This window comes from Dysgonomonas sp. Marseille-P4677 (assembly GCF_016652235.1).
In the GTDB taxonomy this organism is placed as follows: domain Bacteria; phylum Bacteroidota; class Bacteroidia; order Bacteroidales; family Dysgonomonadaceae; genus Dysgonomonas.
This window is the reverse complement of sequence record NZ_JAEPKU010000078.1, coordinates 1-19,484: the sequence shown is the minus strand read 5'-3', so window position 1 is coordinate 19,484 and position 19,484 is coordinate 1. Positions and strand designations below refer to the sequence as shown.

At 35.3% G+C, this 19,484-nt stretch carries 22 protein-coding genes; 9 read left to right on the top strand and 13 right to left on the bottom strand.

The window, feature by feature from the left end; translation table 11 throughout:
* Positions 1-891: 891 nt before the first annotated feature.
* A complete protein-coding gene (locus JGH11_RS13150; RefSeq protein ID WP_201112522.1) occupies positions 892-1,692 on the top strand; it encodes an AraC family transcriptional regulator in 801 nt (266 codons plus the stop codon).
* 74 nt (positions 1,693-1,766) lie between these two features.
* Positions 1,767-2,237, top strand: coding sequence for a cupin domain-containing protein (locus tag JGH11_RS13145; protein ID WP_201112520.1), 471 nt, complete (start codon positions 1,767-1,769; stop codon positions 2,235-2,237).
* 8 nt (positions 2,238-2,245) lie between these two features.
* On the opposite strand, the gene JGH11_RS13140 is transcribed toward JGH11_RS13145, so the two are convergent.
* The 9 genes from JGH11_RS13140 to JGH11_RS20575 form a co-directional block, all read right to left on the bottom strand.
* Entirely contained in the window at positions 2,246-2,944 is a 699-nt protein-coding gene (locus JGH11_RS13140; RefSeq protein WP_201112518.1) for an epoxyqueuosine reductase, read from the bottom strand.
* Between the two features lie 12 nt (positions 2,945-2,956).
* Positions 2,957-3,670: a LytTR family DNA-binding domain-containing protein gene (locus JGH11_RS13135; RefSeq protein WP_201112516.1), complete on the bottom strand. Its 714-nt coding sequence runs from the start codon at positions 3,668-3,670 to the stop codon at positions 2,957-2,959.
* Positions 3,667-4,728: a sensor histidine kinase gene (locus tag JGH11_RS13130; RefSeq protein WP_201112514.1), complete on the bottom strand. Its 1,062-nt coding sequence runs from the start codon at positions 4,726-4,728 to the stop codon at positions 3,667-3,669. Before JGH11_RS13130 ends, JGH11_RS13135 begins: the two co-directional genes overlap by 4 nt.
* Positions 4,725-5,762, bottom strand: a complete 1,038-nt coding sequence (locus JGH11_RS13125; protein WP_201112512.1) for a sensor histidine kinase — start codon at positions 5,760-5,762, stop codon at positions 4,725-4,727. The genes JGH11_RS13130 and JGH11_RS13125 overlap by 4 nt, the downstream gene beginning before the upstream one ends.
* 33 nt (positions 5,763-5,795) lie before the next feature.
* Positions 5,796-8,147, bottom strand: coding sequence for a carboxypeptidase-like regulatory domain-containing protein (locus tag JGH11_RS13120; RefSeq protein WP_201112510.1), 2,352 nt, complete (start codon positions 8,145-8,147; stop codon positions 5,796-5,798).
* A gap of 29 nt (positions 8,148-8,176) precedes the next feature.
* Positions 8,177-8,353 carry an HU family DNA-binding protein gene (locus tag JGH11_RS13115; RefSeq protein ID WP_201112506.1) on the bottom strand — a complete coding sequence of 59 codons (177 nt, stop codon included), beginning with the start codon at positions 8,351-8,353 and terminating at the stop codon, positions 8,177-8,179.
* Positions 8,354-8,544: 191 nt separating this feature from the next.
* Positions 8,545-9,150 carry a porin family protein gene (locus tag JGH11_RS13110; RefSeq protein WP_201112503.1) on the bottom strand — a complete coding sequence of 202 codons (606 nt, stop codon included), beginning with the start codon at positions 9,148-9,150 and terminating at the stop codon, positions 8,545-8,547.
* Between the two features lie 44 nt (positions 9,151-9,194).
* Positions 9,195-9,593: a type II CAAX prenyl endopeptidase Rce1 family protein gene (locus JGH11_RS20580; protein ID WP_370567599.1), complete on the bottom strand. Its 399-nt coding sequence runs from the start codon at positions 9,591-9,593 to the stop codon at positions 9,195-9,197.
* Positions 9,594-9,687: 94 nt separating this feature from the next.
* Positions 9,688-10,056, bottom strand: coding sequence for a hypothetical protein (locus JGH11_RS20575; RefSeq protein WP_370567598.1), 369 nt, complete (start codon positions 10,054-10,056; stop codon positions 9,688-9,690).
* Positions 10,057-10,537: 481 nt separating this feature from the next.
* Here JGH11_RS20575 and JGH11_RS13100 point away from each other — a divergent pair, with 481 nt between their 5' ends.
* The 3 genes from JGH11_RS13100 (at position 10,538) to JGH11_RS13090 (ending at position 12,637) form a co-directional block, all read left to right on the top strand.
* On the top strand, positions 10,538-11,335 hold the full coding sequence (locus tag JGH11_RS13100; RefSeq protein ID WP_201112500.1) for an RteC domain-containing protein: 798 nt from the start codon (positions 10,538-10,540) through the stop codon (positions 11,333-11,335).
* A 50-nt stretch (positions 11,336-11,385) separates the two neighbouring features.
* Entirely contained in the window at positions 11,386-12,252 is an 867-nt protein-coding gene (locus JGH11_RS13095) for an AraC family transcriptional regulator (protein WP_201112497.1), read from the top strand.
* A gap of 103 nt (positions 12,253-12,355) precedes the next feature.
* The gene (locus tag JGH11_RS13090; protein WP_201112494.1) at positions 12,356-12,637 is read left to right on the top strand and encodes a putative quinol monooxygenase; all 282 of its coding nucleotides are present in this window, start codon (positions 12,356-12,358) and stop codon (positions 12,635-12,637) included.
* Between the two features lie 311 nt (positions 12,638-12,948).
* Here JGH11_RS13090 and JGH11_RS13085 read toward each other — a convergent pair whose 3' ends face one another.
* Positions 12,949-14,364 (bottom strand): PLP-dependent aminotransferase family protein, encoded by a 1,416-nt coding sequence (locus tag JGH11_RS13085; RefSeq protein WP_201112492.1) that lies wholly within the window; start codon positions 14,362-14,364, stop codon positions 12,949-12,951.
* An 85-nt stretch (positions 14,365-14,449) separates the two neighbouring features.
* On the opposite strand from JGH11_RS13085, the gene JGH11_RS13080 reads away from it, so the two are divergent.
* The gene (locus JGH11_RS13080) at positions 14,450-15,247 is read left to right on the top strand and encodes a GNAT family N-acetyltransferase (protein ID WP_201112489.1); all 798 of its coding nucleotides are present in this window, start codon (positions 14,450-14,452) and stop codon (positions 15,245-15,247) included.
* 221 nt (positions 15,248-15,468) lie between these two features.
* Here JGH11_RS13080 and JGH11_RS13075 read toward each other — a convergent pair whose 3' ends face one another.
* Positions 15,469-16,329 (bottom strand): AraC family transcriptional regulator, encoded by an 861-nt coding sequence (locus JGH11_RS13075; protein ID WP_201112487.1) that lies wholly within the window; start codon positions 16,327-16,329, stop codon positions 15,469-15,471.
* Between the two features lie 188 nt (positions 16,330-16,517).
* Positions 16,518-17,015 carry a VOC family protein gene (locus JGH11_RS13070; protein ID WP_201112484.1) on the bottom strand — a complete coding sequence of 166 codons (498 nt, stop codon included), beginning with the start codon at positions 17,013-17,015 and terminating at the stop codon, positions 16,518-16,520.
* A gap of 262 nt (positions 17,016-17,277) precedes the next feature.
* Here JGH11_RS13070 and JGH11_RS13065 point away from each other — a divergent pair, with 262 nt between their 5' ends.
* The 3 genes from JGH11_RS13065 to JGH11_RS13055 are packed head-to-tail and all read left to right on the top strand — an operon-like array spanning position 17,278 to position 19,194.
* A complete protein-coding gene (locus JGH11_RS13065) occupies positions 17,278-17,745 on the top strand; it encodes a hypothetical protein (RefSeq protein WP_201112481.1) in 468 nt (155 codons plus the stop codon).
* 44 nt (positions 17,746-17,789) lie between these two features.
* Positions 17,790-18,326 (top strand): HD domain-containing protein, encoded by a 537-nt coding sequence (locus JGH11_RS13060; protein WP_236263985.1) that lies wholly within the window; start codon positions 17,790-17,792, stop codon positions 18,324-18,326.
* A gap of 10 nt (positions 18,327-18,336) precedes the next feature.
* The gene (locus JGH11_RS13055; protein WP_201112477.1) at positions 18,337-19,194 is read left to right on the top strand and encodes an NAD(P)H-binding protein; all 858 of its coding nucleotides are present in this window, start codon (positions 18,337-18,339) and stop codon (positions 19,192-19,194) included.
* 21 nt (positions 19,195-19,215) lie between these two features.
* Here JGH11_RS13055 and JGH11_RS13050 read toward each other — a convergent pair.
* Positions 19,216-19,484: DUF2200 domain-containing protein (locus JGH11_RS13050; RefSeq protein ID WP_201112475.1), on the bottom strand; the 269-nt coding region annotated here is incomplete at its 5' end.

Sequence of the window (19,484 nt, the reverse complement as noted above, 5' to 3'; positions counted from 1 at the left end):
GCTTAAACTAATAAAAATTTATATGTATATCTGTGACTTATACGATTCAGATTTAAAATTTTACTTAGTAGAGGCTTTTGAACTATACGATATGTCGGATATAAATATATCTTTAAGAGCATTGAACAGAAAGTATTTCGAAGATATTGACATCTTTTTAATTAAAACTAATTACTGTAAATCAGCATATTGTATTTATGGGATGTTTTTCTGCTGAAATGAGTATATAGGATTCTTAGTATTAAATAAAGTTGAATAGTTTTATGCAAACTACAATAATAACACAATTTTCCAACTTTGAAACACAAATTTTATGAAGTCAAGACAATATGAGCTGAGTTTCCTATTTATGTCATTAGTTCTATTTAATCACTACATTTAAATGCGCAAGTTACGATAGGAAGGTACAGATAAAACTCTTATTAACTATTAGTCAATTGATTATGCAACCTTCACTTTTCAATAGGTAACGATTTAGAAACCAGCTTGGTTCTTAGATATGCTTAATTTCCTCACTATAGTAAAGAGCAACTTACCCCATCGAAGGTAGAATTTTTTTTATAAATACCAAAAATAAATATTAAAACAATGTGTTGAGAGCTTTCATATTAAGAGTATCCACATTAAATTCTTCGGCAGTCTTGAGTTATATGACGAAAACTACTCTTCATTGTATCAATAGCTCGAAATGAAGTTAAGATATGGAAGTATTATCTCGTAAGTTAGAATCGTTTGAAAAGCAGATTACAAAGGATATAGTAGAAAAAACAAAGAGTTATCACCCTGTTCTCTGGTTTGTTGTTCTTTGAAAAGGCTAAACAAAAAGAGAAATACGATAAGTTTACGAAAAAATAGCTGTATTTTTGAAAATAAATTTTCAATTTATATCTTTTGAAAGATAAGATTCACAATATAGATAATTCAGAACTCGCATTCTACTCTACCTATAATGAGGAGTTAGGGTTACAATTTGATTGTGTAATTGGAAATAATATCACTCATAAATTCCCTATACATATTCATGATTCCTTATGTATCGGCTTAATTAATAAAGGTAAACGGACTATAATTTGGACGGACAAATCAGAAGTCATCAATCAAAATGAAATATTTGTCATTAACAAAAATCAACCGCACACAATTAACCAAATAGAGCCACATGATTATACTGTAATTACGATTAAGGGGAAATTAGATAATATTGATGTTATTTTTGAGAATATTGTTAAATCTGAAGCATGTTTAATATTATTTACTCAGTTGTTGCATGAAGTAAAAAATAATAGAACGATCTCTCTTTCTGAAAAATGGAAAAAATTGCATAGATATCTTATAGATAATCATAAGCTATCAATCTCTTTAACAGTTAATGAAACCTTCCTAAGGAAATCTCTTGAATACATACAAAACAATTATCAACAACAAATATCTGTAGACGACATAGCAGCTCATTCATGTATGAGCATATATCATTTTTGTCGTCAATTCAAACTATTGACAGGCTTATCTCCTCATAATTATCTTAGACAATACCGGTTAAACCAATCTTATAAACATTTACAGAACAATACTTCTGTATCTGACACAGCCATAGAAACTGGGTTTTATGATTGTAGTCATTTCATAAAAACATTTTATTCTTATATGGCTGTTTCTCCCAAAGAGTATCAAGAATCAGTGACACAACAATAGCAAGATTTTACAACAGACAAAGATGTCATAGAGATACCTTTGCATACAAGGTTATAAATTTAAATCAAAGAAGTATGAAAAGGTTCGCTGTTTTATTGATCATTGTCACAATGTCTTTTTGCTCAGTTATAGCTCAAAACAAAGAAGTTGTAAAAGAAGATCATATTTTCTTAGAAGCAGTATTGTCTGGAAAAATCCATTTTATAGACAAACAAATCGAAATTGACTCTTTAGTATGGAATACGCATCCTACGTTCAAAGGCGTGTACTTAAAACATTTAATTATAGGTAAGGATACTCAAAATAAGCTTAGCTGCCACATAGTTAAAGTTGAGCCTAATTGCATGTTAGATACTCATTTACATGATGGAATAATTGAGATTCACGAAGTCATTGAAGGAAATGGAACGATGTATCTTGATGGCAAAGAAATTAACTATTCAAAAGGGAGCATCTGCGTTATTCCTGCAAACACTTTGCATAAAGTCGTAGCAGGTAAGAATGGCTTGTATTTGTTTGCTAAATTCACCTCTGCTTTACAATAGTTTTTGGTTTACAAATTCTTTTTTACATATATTAACGTTCTCGGACAATGTACCAGACATTTCAAGCAAGTACTGCATCCATACACATCAACTATTTCATCTCGTGAAGTAGATGGGTTCCATTTTTTATTTTTCAGGACTTGTTTTCCGCAGATATCGACACAGACACTACACTTCCCACACTTGGGTAGTAGAGGTTTATTTAAAACAGTTTCCAGTGGTGCATCGGTTAAAACTGTTCCCAAACATTGGGCTGCTCCATATTCGGAGGTTATCAGCAAATTGTTTTTCCCTATCCAACCTACTCCTCCCATGATAGCTATGGTTTTATTCGGAAGAAGCGATCGTCTATGTGCTTCGTCATACTTTCCCTCAGCAATAAGGCTTGCATCAGATTGAGAAAAAGCTTTATATCCTTTTTCTGTAATATACTTTGCAATGTTATCAGATAGTTCATGAGTTTTATTTTCGGTAATGAGATATTCATCATCATCAAAATTAAAATTGTCTTCTATCCGATCTTTCACATAATTGGGAGTATCACATACTTCTTCTATATATCTAGCTGTTAGTGGAAGTACAAAAATAATGGCATTGGGAAATTGCCTGTTTTGTACTTCGCTCAAGTGAGATATATCAACAAATCGGACAAGTTTTGCTCCCTGAATGGTTAATTCGTTTACTATTTCTTGATTTATGTATTTCATATTTCTGTTCTTTTACAACGATTTGCTTTTCATGAGGTCTTCAAAGAAAGCATCTCGATAAGAATTTCCAATGGCTATTTCGTGATTCTTAATATAAACATCATTGTTGTCAAAAGAGTCGATACGATTTTTATTTACTATGTATGACCTGTTTATTCTCAGGAATGTGGCTTTGGGAAGCAAATCGTGGATATTTTTCACATTCATGCGGGTAATAATACGCTGTCCGTCCATCTGGATAATTACGTAGTCTTTCAAGCCTTCGATGAAAAAAATATCTTTCAGATTCACTTTGAAGAACCGCCTGTCGGACTTAACAAAAATACATTCGTCCTTCACGCTCTCTACATTTTTCTTGTCTTCCTCTAACAGTAACGAATGATAAGTAATCGCCTTGTCCACCGCCTTACGAAACTTTGCGGGATCAATCGGCTTTACCAGATAATCGATAGCATCTACCTCGTAGCTGTCAAGTGCATACTCTGAATAGGCTGTTGTGAAAATGATCAGCGTATGTTTGGGTATGCTCCGTGCAAATTCAATTCCGTTTATACCCGGCATCTGAATATCCAAAAATATCAAATCGACATTCGTTGTTTGTATGTACTCTGCTGCAGCTTTCGCACTATTGAAACTATCCAACAACTCCAATTGCGAAATCTGATCTACTAATTTCTTTACACCTTTGCGAGCAATAGGCTCATCATCTACTATAATGCATTTCATAAGTTAAAATGTAAGTTTACTGTGTAGGTTGTTTCCGTTTCTGTTACATCCAACACATAGTTTTTTTCAAATAATAAATTTAAGCGGCGTTTGATATTTGCCAATCCTAATCCGCCTGCATCCCGTTTTACGGGCTTTAACGGCTTTGAATTTTCGCATTCAAACGACAAACAACCATTTTCCATTCGAAATTTGAGATGCACATACGAACTTTTTGTGTCCATATTATGCTTTACTGCATTTTCCACAAACGGAATAAAGAGCAATGGCGGTATTTCTACATCCCCAATATTCCCCTCTATTGCAACGGTATATTCGAAATGGTCCCGGCGAACTTTTTCCAAATCCAGAAAATCGGAGAGAAAAGCAATATCGGCTTTCAGCAAGACTTTGTCTTGTATGCTGTCGTTGAACTGATATTGTAACATCCCATCTAACTTCTCTAGTATATGCGAAGTCATTTTAGGGTCTTCGTCCACCATAATACTGGCATTATTAATCATATTGAACAGAAAATGGGGATTAATCTGGCTCTTGAGGAAATTAAGTTCCGATTCAAAGGTGGCGAGCCGCAAGTTGTTGGCATTACGGTTGTTTATTATCCATTGTTTAAATAACATAAGGGTCGATATTCCTCCCAGAAAAAGGAATATAGTACACATGGATGATGCAATACTCAGGAAAATGGCTATACCGGAGGGCTGCTGATGTGTTACTGCTATATCATAAAAAAGTTCTTGTAGTATAACCATAATGAATAATGCGAAAATAGTGAATAGCACAACTGATATTACATAAGCAAAGCCTTTGTTCTTCGCCAAAAAACAGGGGAACAACACATAAACGTTGACATATACCAGCATATTGAGAAACAGAAAATAGCTGATCCAACCATAAAAACGGTTGAGTGAAGTATTCAACCTGTCAGGTGCATCGAAAAATACACCTACTGAAATTACCAGAATAACAACCTGCAATATCAGATGCCTGTATATATAGTATTTATCTTCGATAAGGAATGAAGATATACCGCTTAGATTTTCTTTAGTTCTAATCATTCCGATATATCTATTTTAAGTTCTACTATTTCTTGACTTAACATCAATGAGTATTTATCAGGATATTGCAACTTCAACCTTTGCTCAATAAAAGAAAATGTTTTGTTATCTAAAGGCTTATCGTTATCCGATTTGCAAGTAAAAGCAAGTGTTTTATCTTCTAACCCGAAAGACAAATCTAACATGCAGCTATCTGCTATTATGCATTGAATAAGAGATATAAAAAGCATTGGTGCTACGAAAACATTATTTATATTTCCTTCAATATGGATACGGTATTGAATATTGAGGTTGCTTGACCGTTCCAATTCCAAAAATTTAGTCAGGAAGCTAATTTCCGACTTTAATAAAATCCGTTTTCTATTGCAGTCGTATAGTTGGTATCTCAACAACTGTCCCAGCTGCATCAATATGTCATTTGTCTTCTGTGGTTCTGATTCTACTGAGATGGAAGCACTATGTAGTGTTTTGGATAAAAAAGCCGGAGCGATTTGTCCTTTCAATTTATTCAGTTCCGATCTGATACGCTCTCCTTCCAACCGAGCAACTTGCTGGTTTCCTGTCATCCACTTGCCGAACAGCATAATCACAGAAACTCCGCAAAAACAAATGGCTGTGATCACAGTAGCCGACAAATTATCAATCAAGATGAGAGGATTGGTATATGAGGTAAGTCGGTGTGGTAAGTCTAAGGTATTGCGAACCCAATATTCTCCCACTATGGATAGCGTTGGCAGTAGAAATACAATGATGCACAAGACTATTGTATACGAGATGTACTTACCTTTCAAAAGAAACTCGGGTGTCAGATAAAAATAATTGAAGTACATGGCAATCAAATACAAGATAAATGAAGAAAAACAAATAAGATAAATACGGTTGCCCAACTCTCCCTGGCAATCCTGATAGGCAATGAATACCTGATTGAAAGTGATTATTGTCCCAAGCAGGATAAAAATCAGGTGTCTCCAAATTCTATAATTTGGATTGAACAAGAAGACGGTCAAAAAATTATTTTCTTTTATCTTATTCATTTTTCCTTCTGATATGAGATCAACAAAGATACGTTAAAAATCAAGCCTATAGACTACGTTGAATATAGAATTCTTCAATCGTCTGGGTTCTATTGTTCCGGTTTTCAGATTATATTCATGACCGAAATATTCTTTGTATCCGGTAGCATTCATCCCTTTTACTGCAAATTCATGCGAAACTTTATTGCGGTTCATCCGGTAGCTGATTGTATAATTAGCAAGAAACATGGGTGACAGTTGTTTCGAATAGGCTTTTGTTTCGTCATATTTTGTTTTTTTATCGGGATGAGCTAATGTAGCAATTTCGTCTATAGGCGAGTATCTGTCACCACCTTGCATTGTCAGTTTCAGATTGATACTTAACACATCTTGCTTCTTGCAGCCCACCATCCATTCTTTGCCTATCAATCCGTTTATTACATAATTGCGGTCGAACTTCGTATTGTGCCATACACCATCGCCACCGCTATATTTTGAATTGAATACGGATGCCGTTACCATGTAATACAAACCTCTTGTCATATACTTTTCAAAAGTAATATCCACACCATAATTGTATCCTTTCCCTTTGTTTACCAATGCATCCTCCACGTAGAATGTACTGCGGTTGAGTACTGAATAAGAACTGTCGACAATTACAGGTACATCGTACAAGTATTGGAAATAAGGTTCCACCTTCAAGTTCATATCATTGGATATTCTATAGTTGTAAGACAATGAGACATGATGCGTTTTTGTGAAGTCGAGATCTTTATTTAGCAATTGGTCTCCTGTTTCAAATGTTTTCACAAAATACACATCCATTTTCTCCATACGGCTATGTAGTCCGTAAGCCAAACCGAAAGAACTTTTTTGTGAAGCCTGCCATTTTATTGAAGCACGGGGTTCTATTGTCCAAGCGTTGTTCAGGGTAAGGAGTTGCCCGTTTAGCCCCAATGTGGCAGAAACTTGGTTGTTGATATTAAACAACGAACTGGTATATGCCGATAACAGGTTTGTATTCCCTTTTCCGTCCGAAATACGCTGCATAGGTTCGGTATAGAGAGGAGCTAAATCGAAGTCCATATTATATCTCATGTTTGTGAGCGTGAATCCTGTTTTGTTCGTGTGTTTGGAACTGTATTTCTTATTGAAAGAAGATATTAGGACAAGATTTGTATATTGGCTTTTGAAATCGAGGTAAGGAAATGAACTCATATCAAAGTCGTATACGTCTTCCCAAACATCTACTTTAGAATAGGTCATTGCCAATGTGGTTTTCAAAAAGGCATCGTTGCCAAAGAAATAGCGGTGGCTAAAACCGATAGCGGCAGTAGTCTGTTTCATTCTCGAATCTTTTGAATCGTCCCTATAATCCCACTCTTCAGGCGATTTGATTTCAGGCTTGATTTTATCTATTAATGCAGTTCCCCACAAAGAGAATACACCTGCCTTTCTAGTCGGGAAATTCAGTTTGAAATTTAAATCCTGATAGTCTAGGACCTGCTCTAAATCTCCGGCAGGGCTTATTTTGTTCATTAGTCCGGTAGTCGAATAACGGTAATTGAATATATATGAAGCATTGTGTTTTTTACTGAGAGGCCCTTCCGAAGCAACATCCAAACCAAGGATTCCTGCTTGCAGGGTATGCTGAAACTTCCGGCTGTTTCCATTCCTCAATTTCATATCGAATACTCCCGAAACAGCATTGCTGTATTCGGCAGGGAAAGCACTTGTATAAAAGTCTGAATTTCCTAATACATTGCTGCTCAAAGATGATAATACACCACCGCCTAACGAAGCTACATCGGCGAAGTGGTTCGGATTAGGTATTTCCACGTCCTCTAATCGCCATTGAAGCAGGCTCGGTGCATTTCCATGTACCGATATACCATTGCTTCCTATGCCCGATGTTACTCCGGCAAATGAACTGACCAGGCGTGCAGGGTCATCCATACCTCCTGCAAAACGGCTGGCTTCTTCTACACTAAGCATACGTGCACCTGATAAAGCCATTTTATTTAAAGCTTCTTCTTTATTTACACGTGGCCTGATTACCACTTCATCCAATTGTTGAACATTTTCTTTCAATTGAATCTCTAAGTATACTTCTTTTGCCGAAGTCAGCATGATTTCGCGAAAAAGGGCAGGCTCATAACCCACAAATGTTGCGTGTAAATCGTGGCGGCCGACAGGAACATTATTGATTGTAAATTTTCCCTCATCATCGGTTGTCGTACCAATGCCCGGCAAACCTAAAAGTCCAACCGACACAAATGAAAGCGGGTTGCCCGATGCATAATCAATCACAGTTCCACGAATGGTCTGTGCCGACTTATTATCTTGGGCAGATAGATTTATTGAGTATAAAATACTAATGATTAGTAATATGTATAATTGCTTCATGATTTGTTGTTCTATGATGTTATTACTGTTTATTTCTTATGGAATCCTATCAGTTTATATACTTTGCCGAAAGCATTTCTTATTCCGTTCGAAGACTCTAGTTCTTCACTCAAAACCTGTTCTAATGCTTCTATCACTTTATCGCAACTAGTATATTCTATTCCTGATAACTGCGATACTCTTGTTATTACTTCTTTCTTATTCATCGTAATCTGTTTTTAATTGTTTCTTAGCTCTGACTCAAAAGTAGTTTCTAAAGACATGCTCCCTGATTTTAAGAGACGGACTGTATTTTTTCTGCGACAGAAATGCTTATTTTAGATACTAAGCTTTATATATATTATCAAAAAAGCCTTTGGATGATTTCCAAAGGCTTAAAGATTAGAGCAAAGAAGGATTAAAAACGATAACCAACTCCCAAACTTATAGTTTGTGTATCTGCTCCCGAAGTTTTGTTTTTGGAACTTAGATCATACCCTAGCTTATATTCTGCATTGATGGATATACCGTTGTGGAATTCATAACCAATCAGAGCACCTGCCCCCATATACCAATGGCTCAATTCTAATTTATTCGCTTTTTTATCGCAATCGGATAAATTTTCCATATTAGAATCTATACTAAATCCATAACCTATGTTCGGTCCGATACCGGCAAATAGTTTACCATTTCTGACATTAAGTTGTCCCATTAAATATACAGGAATCTCTACTGATATGTATTTGAATTTAGTTTTTTCGCCAACCATATTTATTTTCCTTTCGGTGTAATTTAATAATAGTTCCGGTTGCAGGGCAAAATGATCTCCGAACTCCATCTTTGCGAAACTACCGAGAGAAGCCCCGGGCTTAAAAGAACTGCTCTCGTTTTGCAGGTTAGATACTTTCACATTGGTAAGATTTCCGTTCAACTTAACACCGAAAGATATGTTAGTTTGAGCATTTACGGTTGTTGCAAATGTTGAACCGATAGCAAGAATTGCTGTTAAAAATACTTTTTTCATGACTTTAAGAATTTTAATTGATTTGTGAAATATTTATTTGCTGTTTAATTACTTATCGTTTTATCAAAGAAGAATTTTTTATCTTTTATGATTACAACTGTAGCCAAAATACATAGCAATATCGTTTGAATGATTTTAGTGTCAGGATGCGGGGCGAACAGTTCATTAAAAAGTCCGGCAGTAATATGAAATACAATGGCAACTATGATATTACGCCCGGTTTTGTAGTATAACCAATTCATTAATAAGACAAAAGGGATGATACTTATCAGAAAATTCAGTCCATATATCCATCCGTCATTCACCAGATTGCTCTGATAGTAATCTCTGATAGTTGAAAGTGGCATGTGCCAGATTCCCCAGAGAGCACCGAATATGAGTGATGTGTTAAATAAGTTAAACTTGCTCCGTAAGCTGTCTGTCCCGTAGGAATGCCAAGCCAGCTCTTCAATGACGGGTGCGAGTATCAGCAGAAACCATACGGGAAAGATTCCAGACGAAAAAGTGGAATTGCCCGTGATGATAAACTGTTCGGGGCTATATCCGAATAGTAGTGAAATTGTCTGTGACAGTATAATTGTATATAATACTGATGGGCATAATTAGACATGTCAAAATTACATATATTGGTTTAATTTCGTTGAAATTGAAAAAGCGTATTGATATATCTTTTCGCAATTCATTGTCTTTGTTTGTCATCCAATAAACAACAGCTAAAGGAGAGAATAGCCCAATACAGGTTAGAATGCTTGCTATTTGAAGGTACTTTTCTTGATAAGGACTTATCCAACTTATTTTTCCGGCAGCAAACCAAAATCCCCAAGGGATAAGAGTAGATAAGATGAAAAATAAGGTAGGCTTTTTATACCGGTTAATACTGAAATTATCTGTTTTTAATCTTTCCATAACGAATGTTTATTGATTAATTAGCTCGAATATTTATATTGCGAAGATAGAGAGGTTTGGAAAGGGGCCTTTTTATTTGAGATAGATACACTTGTTTTGTAGACTAAGGCGTGTGATTTGTATAGAAAAGGAAAATAATTGCTTCGGATGGGTACTTCAGAAGAACTGATATTTTGTATTCATATATGTATTTATCTCCCAAAGTGCAATTCTATATAGATAACTTTCTGAGCAAGCAAATCTATCTTCTTGAATAGATAAATAAACTGTATTTTATCAGGTTAAGTAAAACTGCGAAGCAAGATACTGAATAGTTTCTTATCAAAGTTATCTTCTTGCCACACTGAATATATACAATCTCTCTATACGAATAACCTAAATTAGTCTACACGGTAACCTTATCTGTCTCAAATAAAAATAGGTCTATTCAAATCTGATATCTTCGTTATGTATTATTGATCGAAGTTTAAATATATGAAGTATGATACATTTTGCTTCTTTGCTAAAAAAAGAAATCGATATTAAGATTGAGCAAATAGAATGCTCGGAGATCAGTATGATTGCAAAATCATTGGACGTTTCTCGTATACTAGCCAAGGCATTCAACCAATTAAAAACTTTTATTTTATCATACGATTTTAAAAATGAGGAAGAGGAAATTTATTTCTTCAAAGAGACCAAGCCCAGATTATGCTCCCGTTTAATATTCTATCGTAAAGTCTATAATATTGAGATGAATCGCCCCATAGGTATAGATAAACAACGGGAATACCTGGGCGAGTTATTGAATGATATAAACAAATATAATGGTAAAAGGCTTGATTTTATCCGTTATTACCGTTCAGCTTCTTCTCATTTGGACACTATTTATTTTCTGCGAAATAAAACAGACGTGGAGCAATACCTCGAAACATTTTACTATGGATTCGATCCCAACTTTTCTACTAACTGCGATTTTAAGGTAGCGAAGATTTTAGCAAATGATATGCTTTCTGTTTATTTAAAGAACGAAGTCGGACTATTGAGTGATAATGCTTTTAAAACGTCCTCTTTTGGTTTTCCTGCTACAAAAAAGACATGGATAGGCAGTAAAGCGGAATTACAGGAACAAATTTTTTCTTGGGATAGTGCCGGATCATTTGGAGATTTCCCGCTTACCCAACTTTATGATTACATCCAAAATGTATTCAATATTCAGTTAGACAGTAATCTTTCACGTACTCTAGGTGATTTGAAAATACGGAACGCTCCGACACCCTTTCTTGATAAATTGAAATAAAAAGATAAAATATCTATCTTTACTAAAAATAGAATAGAATTAAGATGAGCATGAAACATTTGAAAGCACCAACAGGTTTGGCACAGCTTCCAACTATTCCTTTTAAAAATAAATCGCTGAAAATAAATGATTCCCTGGCAATTGCATCTAGCGAACACACTTTTCATAGTACAGGGAGTATGTATTTAGAAGAACATATGTTATTGTTTGTATTAGACGGAGTAAACACTCTTACTCATGGCAGAAAAATATATGTTGTGCGAAAAAATGAAATGATATTACTTAGAAAGGCAACAATATGGCAATATGATAAAGAAGGCAATAATAAAAATAATAATGTATACGATTCTATGATGTTTTTTTTGAAAGATGAGTTCTTGAAAGATTTCGTAAAAATGGCTAATATCAAAATAGCTCAAATTAACGAACCTGTAACTACCATCATAAAACCTATAGGAGAGTATTTGTTAGCATATATAAATTCTTTAAAGCCTTATTTCAAAAATACAGAAAGTATTGATTCGGGCTTGTTACGTCTTAAAACAATGGAGCTACTATATGATCTAGCTTTAACCGATGATAATCTTTTACAACAAATTCTACAACTCAAACAACCCCCTAAAACAGACATAACCTCTGTTATGGAACAAAACTACATGAATCACTTATCTTTATCTGAGTTTGCCTATCTTTCTGGCAGAAGCTTATCCAGTTTCAAACGGGATTTTATGTCTGTATATAACGCTCCTCCTTCACTATGGATAAGGAATAGAAGGTTAGAAAAAGGCAAAGAACTCCTAATTAGTACATCATTGAGTATAACAGATATTTGTCATTTGGCTGGTTTTGAAAATGCGACTCATTTTTCAAGAATTTTCAAAGAGAAATATGGATATTCTCCATCTAAAAGAAAATAAGATGCCAATTTGGACTAAATAGAAAGAATCTTAGAATTATAAAGAAAAGCACACTACCAGTCCACATATTATCTTTGTATCGAAACAAAATATAAAGAAAAATATGGCAAAGAAAATTGTAGTAGCAAGACTTCAGGTTGTTAAAGGAAAAGAAAAGGAATATTTATCTTTAGTAACACCATTAATTGAAGCAACAAAATCTGAATGCGGGAATTTAGTTTATAAGCTATATCAAGACATCCAAAACTCATCTGAATTTATAGCATATGAAGAATATGTTAATGAGGAAGCTTTCAATAAACATTGCAGCACTGAATTTTTTCAATCTTTCGCTAAAGACGTGCAAATATTACTAGCTAAGGAAATAGATATCCAAATATTTTAGGATTGAATATTAATTGTTAATTACAAGTTCATTATGAAAATATATGTTTTGGGACTTAGATAAAACATTGCTAAATTTGTTTTAATAAATTTCTATGCTATGAGAAACCGTGGAAAAACAAAAACTGATTTTCCCAAAGACCTTGATGGTCGGATAATATTTAGAGCATAAGGAGGTTTGAAAATTACACGTTGATTTACAGATAATAGTAATTAATGGTAACGATATAAAAAAGAGCAAAGTTTTTCAATCTACTTAGGTTTTCCATTGTCTCAAATAATTCAGGTACAAAGATCGTATTGTTTTTGAATCTATACATATTTTGATAAAATTAGCAATCCTCGTTCCATATCCGATTCAGATAGAGATGCATATCCAATCCTTATTCCATTTATTGGCTCATCGAAACTGAATCTTTCAGGAGTATAAAAATTTAAACCCTTTTTAGCAGTGACTTTATGAAGTTTGAAAAGGTCTACGTTAGAAGGAAAAGACAGCCAAACTGCCAGTCCTCCTTCTGGCATATTGTAAGTAGCTTTTCCCTTCAAATATTTATCTAGCAATTTTTCAAAAACATCTCTTTTATTTTGATAGTAATTGCTAGCCCTCTTCCTGTGTCTGCGTACATCTCCTGAATTGATTAGTTCTAATATAGATTGCTCCATTATAGTATCACTTTGCATATCCACAATTTTACGTAATTCGGCGACCTTTTTTATGATATTTATATTGCTGTATAGGTAACCAATACGGACAGACGGAGAGATAAGCTTGCTAAGTGTACTCACATAAACAAAACTATTAAGCTCTTTGTGAGAACAGATAGGGGGGATAGGGCGTTTACCAAAATAGAAATCACTATCATAATCATCCTCAATAATAGTGAATCCATATAGATTTGAAAGTTCTATTAGCTCAAGCCTTCTACTTAATGCCAATGTAACAGTGGTAGGGTATTGATGATGTGGAGTTAAGTATATAGCTTTTACCTGAGTTTTCTTTAATATTGATTTTATCGCTGTCACATCTATTCCCTCTCTATCTATATTAATCGGAATCAACTCTGCACCAGCATGTTTAAAAGCCTCCCAAGCAGGTCTATATCCTGGATTCTCTACTAGTACTACATCTTTTGGTTTTATATGACAATGTGCCGTTAAGAAGAATGCCATTTGGCTACCCCTTGTTATGCATATTTCATCAGGAGAAGTAGACATACCTTTATTAAAGTTTAGCATTTGAGAAACAGCATTTCTAAACTTAAAACTCCCTTGTTCATCCCCAAATTCAAATATATTTCGCTTAACTCGTTGGCTAAAGATTCTTCTATATGCTTTCGCAATTTCGTCTATCGGAATAATCGCAGGGTCAGGTAAACCACTATCAAATAAAATGTTTCCCGCCTGTGTAATATTCTTGTTTATATTATTATCTAGGAGTGTTTTTGGGGATGGGCTTGAAATTAAAAGAAGATGATCTGACACAAACGTTCCTCTTTTGCTCTCGGATATTAGCCACCCTTCGACTATAAGAAGATCATACACTTTAATGATAGTATTCCTGTTGACTTTTAGCATCTCTGCCATTTGCCTTGATCCGGGAAGAGCTTCCCCTGATTTTAAAGAACCTGATTTAATAGCTTCAATTATACTATCAGCTATCCTGATATATAGAGGTTTTCTTTTATCCTGCGAAATTTTAAGCGATATTGGCCAAGGCCTTAACATCTGGACTATCTTATTTAATTAAAACTATACCACAAATATAATTCAGTTACTTCATATGTTTGTAACAAACAAATAAAATAACAAGATGAAAAAATTATTAAACATAGAAAAGCTAAAAGATGTGATGATGGATTTGCTGAACGTTGTACCTTTCAATACTCTTTTCGCAAAATGCGTTATCAACCAGATTGTAAAAGGAGATATTTTCGTAGACGATGAACAGAATCCTAAAACATTTTATATTCTGCACCCATATGGCATGTCGCTGTTGTTGGGCGATAGCAACAATGAGGTATTTAATTGTGCTTTCAAAGAATATGTATTGAACTCAAACAAGTGTCGAAACAGAGTTGAATGGATGCAAGCGTTCCCCGATAACTGGCATATTATTTTGAATAATCTGTTCAAGAACAAAGGAGCTGTTGATATTGACACAAGAATAAATTTCAAATTTAATAGCGAGATGAGTCTGCATTCCGAAGCTAATTATGAAGAAAATAATCTAAGGATTGTAGCAACAAGTAAAATAGATTTTGAGAATATGGCAGGTAGCGTTATCCCTAAGTTATTTTGGAACGATGCCGATGATTTTATAAAATATGGAAAGGGATATAGCTTATTTTATGAAAATAATCTTGTTTCTATGGCTTTCTCTTCTGCCATTGATGATCTTTTTTTTGAATTAGGAATTGAAACAAAGGGAGAGTTTAGAGGTAAAAATTTTGCTTACCAAGTCTGTTCGCATCTTATTCGCTATTGCTTAGAAAATGGATTTGAACCCGTTTGGGCTTGTCGCCTAACAAATATCGGGTCATATAGACTTGCACAAAAATTAGGTTTTGAAGAGTCATTAAGAATACCGTATTATACACTAAACTACTAGATATTTAGTAACCATTCAGCATACAAAAATTATCAATATCTAAATTCGATTTATTAGAGTTTATTAGAGCCTGTTTAGTATTTCGCGAAGTGCAGGATTAGCTTCCAACCTTGTTGCTTCATTATTGTACAGGTGGTGATAAGCATCCCTTGTCTCAATATAAAGGGACGCTTTCGCCTGCTGTGTTCCGTTATGAATTTAATTTTAATTTTATGAAGCTGTTATTTTTCCCGTACAGGAATCCATATCTCACAATATGCGTAATTTTTTCTCTGCTTGTCCATTTTTGTAAAAGAAAATGTAGGGGCATCTATCAGTTCATAATCGGACGAAGGAAGCCACTCGCCATACGTTCTTGCCATAGTCTGTTGTAGAGTCTCCGGGAATGGCCCTTCGTTGGGGAATACCGCCCACAGACAAGCTTCGACGGATAGCTTCTCTAATCGCTCACTTGTCTTTTTAGTAGACATCACCCCGATCATGTGGATTAAACCGCCTTCTTCCTTCATAAATCCGGCATCAGCATCGTAGGAAATATTCAATATTTCAAAGGGTGCAATGTCCCGGAGTGCATGCATTTCTTTTTTCTGTTCTTCCGTAATGCTTTGTGCAAGCTTTACGACCTCATTATTAACCCCCTCAAATTGCATCGGTACACGTTTGCTTACTCCGAAGAAGTTGAATGCAGGTTTGTTTTCGATTCTAAATTCCATACTGATTCCTCCTGTAACAATTATTTTGAATGAGAATTTGGGGAATATTTTACTTGTCTTTTTCTTGATTATATCGGATGGTAAAAGTCCGCTCCACTTCTTAAAAGCACGGGCGAATCCGTCTGTAGACTCATAACCGTATTTGTAAGCCACATCAACCACCCGCTCTCCGGCAAGCAGATCCCTGCCTGCCTCTGACAATCTTCTGTTTTTAATATATTCGCTAAGCGTCATTCCGGAAAGGTGAAAAAATACTTTACGGAAATGAAAATCAGAAACTCCCGCATAGTCTGCAACAGCTTCGAGCGATATATCGTTTGTCAGATGCTCTTCTATATAATCAATCACACGGTTTAACTCCCTTATCATATTTTCTTTGTTTTGACAGGACAAAGTTACGGCTACTTTTTCTCACTCATCCGACTTTTCTTTACCAATTTTATCGGTTCAATTTTCAGATTATTTCTTTTGCCTACACAAGTCAATGGATTTAAAAACCTACTTTCAAAGTATTTGATAACATCTATTTTATGTATGTTTTTACATACACGATCTGTTTATCCTCCCTTAAACGCTTTTTCTATCACAGCCAAGTTCAGTTTTTTCATCGGCATGAACGCCAGCGTAACCCGTTTCACCTTCTCCGGATCGGGGTCAGCCATCATCTCGTTCAGAACCGTCGGAGCAACCTGCCACGATACGCCGAATTTATCTTTCAGCCAGCCGCACATACCTTCCTCTCCACCGTTTGCTGTAAGATGGTTCCAATAATAATCTATCTCATCCTGCGTATCACAGTTGATGATAAAAGATACCGCTTCGTTAAATTTAAATACCGGACCACCGTTCAGTGCAAGAAACTCCTGATTGTCGAGCGTAAATTCAATAGTCATCACACTGCCGGAAGGCATCTGATGCTCTTCTTGTCCTGCCTCGGTATAGCGGATGATCCTGTCGGTTTTTGAGTTTTTAAACAGCGAAGTATATAACTGTACCGCTTCTTCGGCCTGATGGTCAAACCACAGGCATGGAATAATTTTTTGTATTTTTGCCATGATTTTTATTCTTTACTGTTTTACATGCATATTACTATATTTAAACAATATGTATTCTCATTATGTTCTTTTTAATTCCCTAAGTATTAACCATAGAAACGAATTATTTATCAAAAAAACTTAATTAGCAACGAAGTCATTCTCAAAACTATATCCTGTAATTTGTTCTTCCCTGAGAAGAGATAACAAAATAATACAGATTGGATAAATATATTTTGCTTTTAATATTTAATTTTGTTTTTCATCGGAACAACTATAATATATGCCACAGATTGCAAAAGGAGGGAAATTTATTTTTGGCTGGTCAGTCATTAAAAATAACTACATGATTCAACTTCCATTTTTGGCAGTTGAAGAATATAATATTACCTCTGAAAAGAAAGTGTATATTATCTCAGGAAGTGAACATACAAGCGGGTTTTGCGTATCAAGAAAAGGTATTCTTGGTTGCTCCAAAATGAAGGATATTCTAACTGATAATCCACTACTGAATGATTATAAAACAAAAGAGGGTGAATTTTTAAAATATAAAGGCAGGCTTTATTGCTGGCTACCTGTAAGTGATGATGGAATTTTGCAATTTACCGAGGATATCATTAAAATCTTATCTCTTAAGATTGGTGACAAATTACTATCTATTCGTGGAAGTGATGTTGCGTTTGTTATGGGAGTAAAAGGCAGATTAGTAGAATATGCAACAAAAAGTAATGATGCAATAGAAGTATATTGATTTGCTATTTCAAGCTAATATATTCATATAATGCAAGGATAAACATGAATACCGATTTCGTAAACTTAACAACAGAATCCACATACGCCTCAAAATTAGAAGCAGTCATCAAAGCAATGGAAACTGTTTTTGAATCTGCACCTTATGGCATCGACCATACAATGAAGGTCTTGGATAATGCCCGTCAGATTATCAAGGAAGAAAAAATCAGTTCTCTATCCGCCCATATAGTTGAACTTTCCGCTGTTCTCCATGACATCGGTGCAATGAAAGCCATGTGGAAACACGGCAGTATGGAAGGCCGTTTTCAGGAGTTGGAAGGAGTTCCTGTTGCAAAGGAGATTCTGCAAAGACAAAACTACGAACAGTCCGTTATCGACAGGGTTTGTTACATTGTCGGCAACCACCATACTCCCGAAAATATAGACGGTATGGATTTCCAGATACTTTGGGAAGCCGACCTGATAGAGAACATGCAGATGATGGATTGTATAAAAGATAAAGAAAAGCTAAAACACTTTATCTCCGAAAACTTCAAAACACAAGCAGGTAAAGTACTTGCTTCAAACAAATATAAATAAATACACAATTATGAATATAGTTACAGGTGCAAGCGGGCGGGTTGGTTCGGCATTAGTCAGGGAACTCAATAGAAGAGGCATGCCGACTACCGCCATCGTAAGAAATAAAAACAATGCAGAAATGTTCGGCGATAATATACATGTAGGTATTGCTGATATTTTTGACAGAGATGCTTTGGCTAATGCTTTCAAAGGCGGAGATACTGCTTTTCTGATAACACCTGAAAATATACATTCCGAGGATGTGATCGGTGATGCAGAAAATGTGATAAAGAACTATCGGGCAGCTGTAGAAGTATCAGGGATTAAAAGGATTGTAGGTCTGTCGTCCATGGGAGCACATATCGGTGAAGGAAGCGGTAATCTTTATATCTCCTATTTGTTGGAAAGGGCATTTGCAGACCTTCCGGTACAGACTACGTTCATACGTCCCGCTTACTATTACAGCAACTGGCTCGGGTATTTGGAAATCGCCCGGGAACATGGAATACTCCCTACCTTTTTCAAGCCTGAACAAAAAATAGCAATGGTTGCTCCTGAAGATGTTGCACAATTTGCCGCAATCGTTATACGTAGTCAGGCGTTATCGGCTCCCGTTTATGAGATTGAAGGTCCCAAGGCATACAGTTCCAATGATATAGCAAAGATTTTTGGTGAATGCCTCAACAGAGAAGTTATCGCTCAACAGATACCGGAGGATCAGTGGATACCGACCTTAACGGGCGTCGGGTTTTCAGAAGATGCCGCCCGTAATATGGCATTGATGACCGGAACCGTTGTCAACAACGGTATTTTTGGTGAAAAGTTGGAAGACTTGATCGTATGGAATACGGATATGAAAGAATATCTTTTGCATAATACATTGTAAATGTGATATCGAAATCAGATATCACTTTCTTAAAATCTTTTCCATCGCTTTCCCTTTGGCCAACTCGTCAATCAACTTGTCCAAGTAGCGAATCTTTTGCATCAGTTCATCCTCAATATCTTCTACGCGATAACCGCATATTACACCTGTAATTTTAGAAGCATTCGGGTTAATTTGCGGCGCTTCGGTGAAAAAAGTTTTCAAATCACTGTTTTTGCCAATTTGCTGTTGTAAGGATTGTTTGTCATAGCCTGTCAACCAGAAGATGACGGTATCCACCTCTTCTTTAG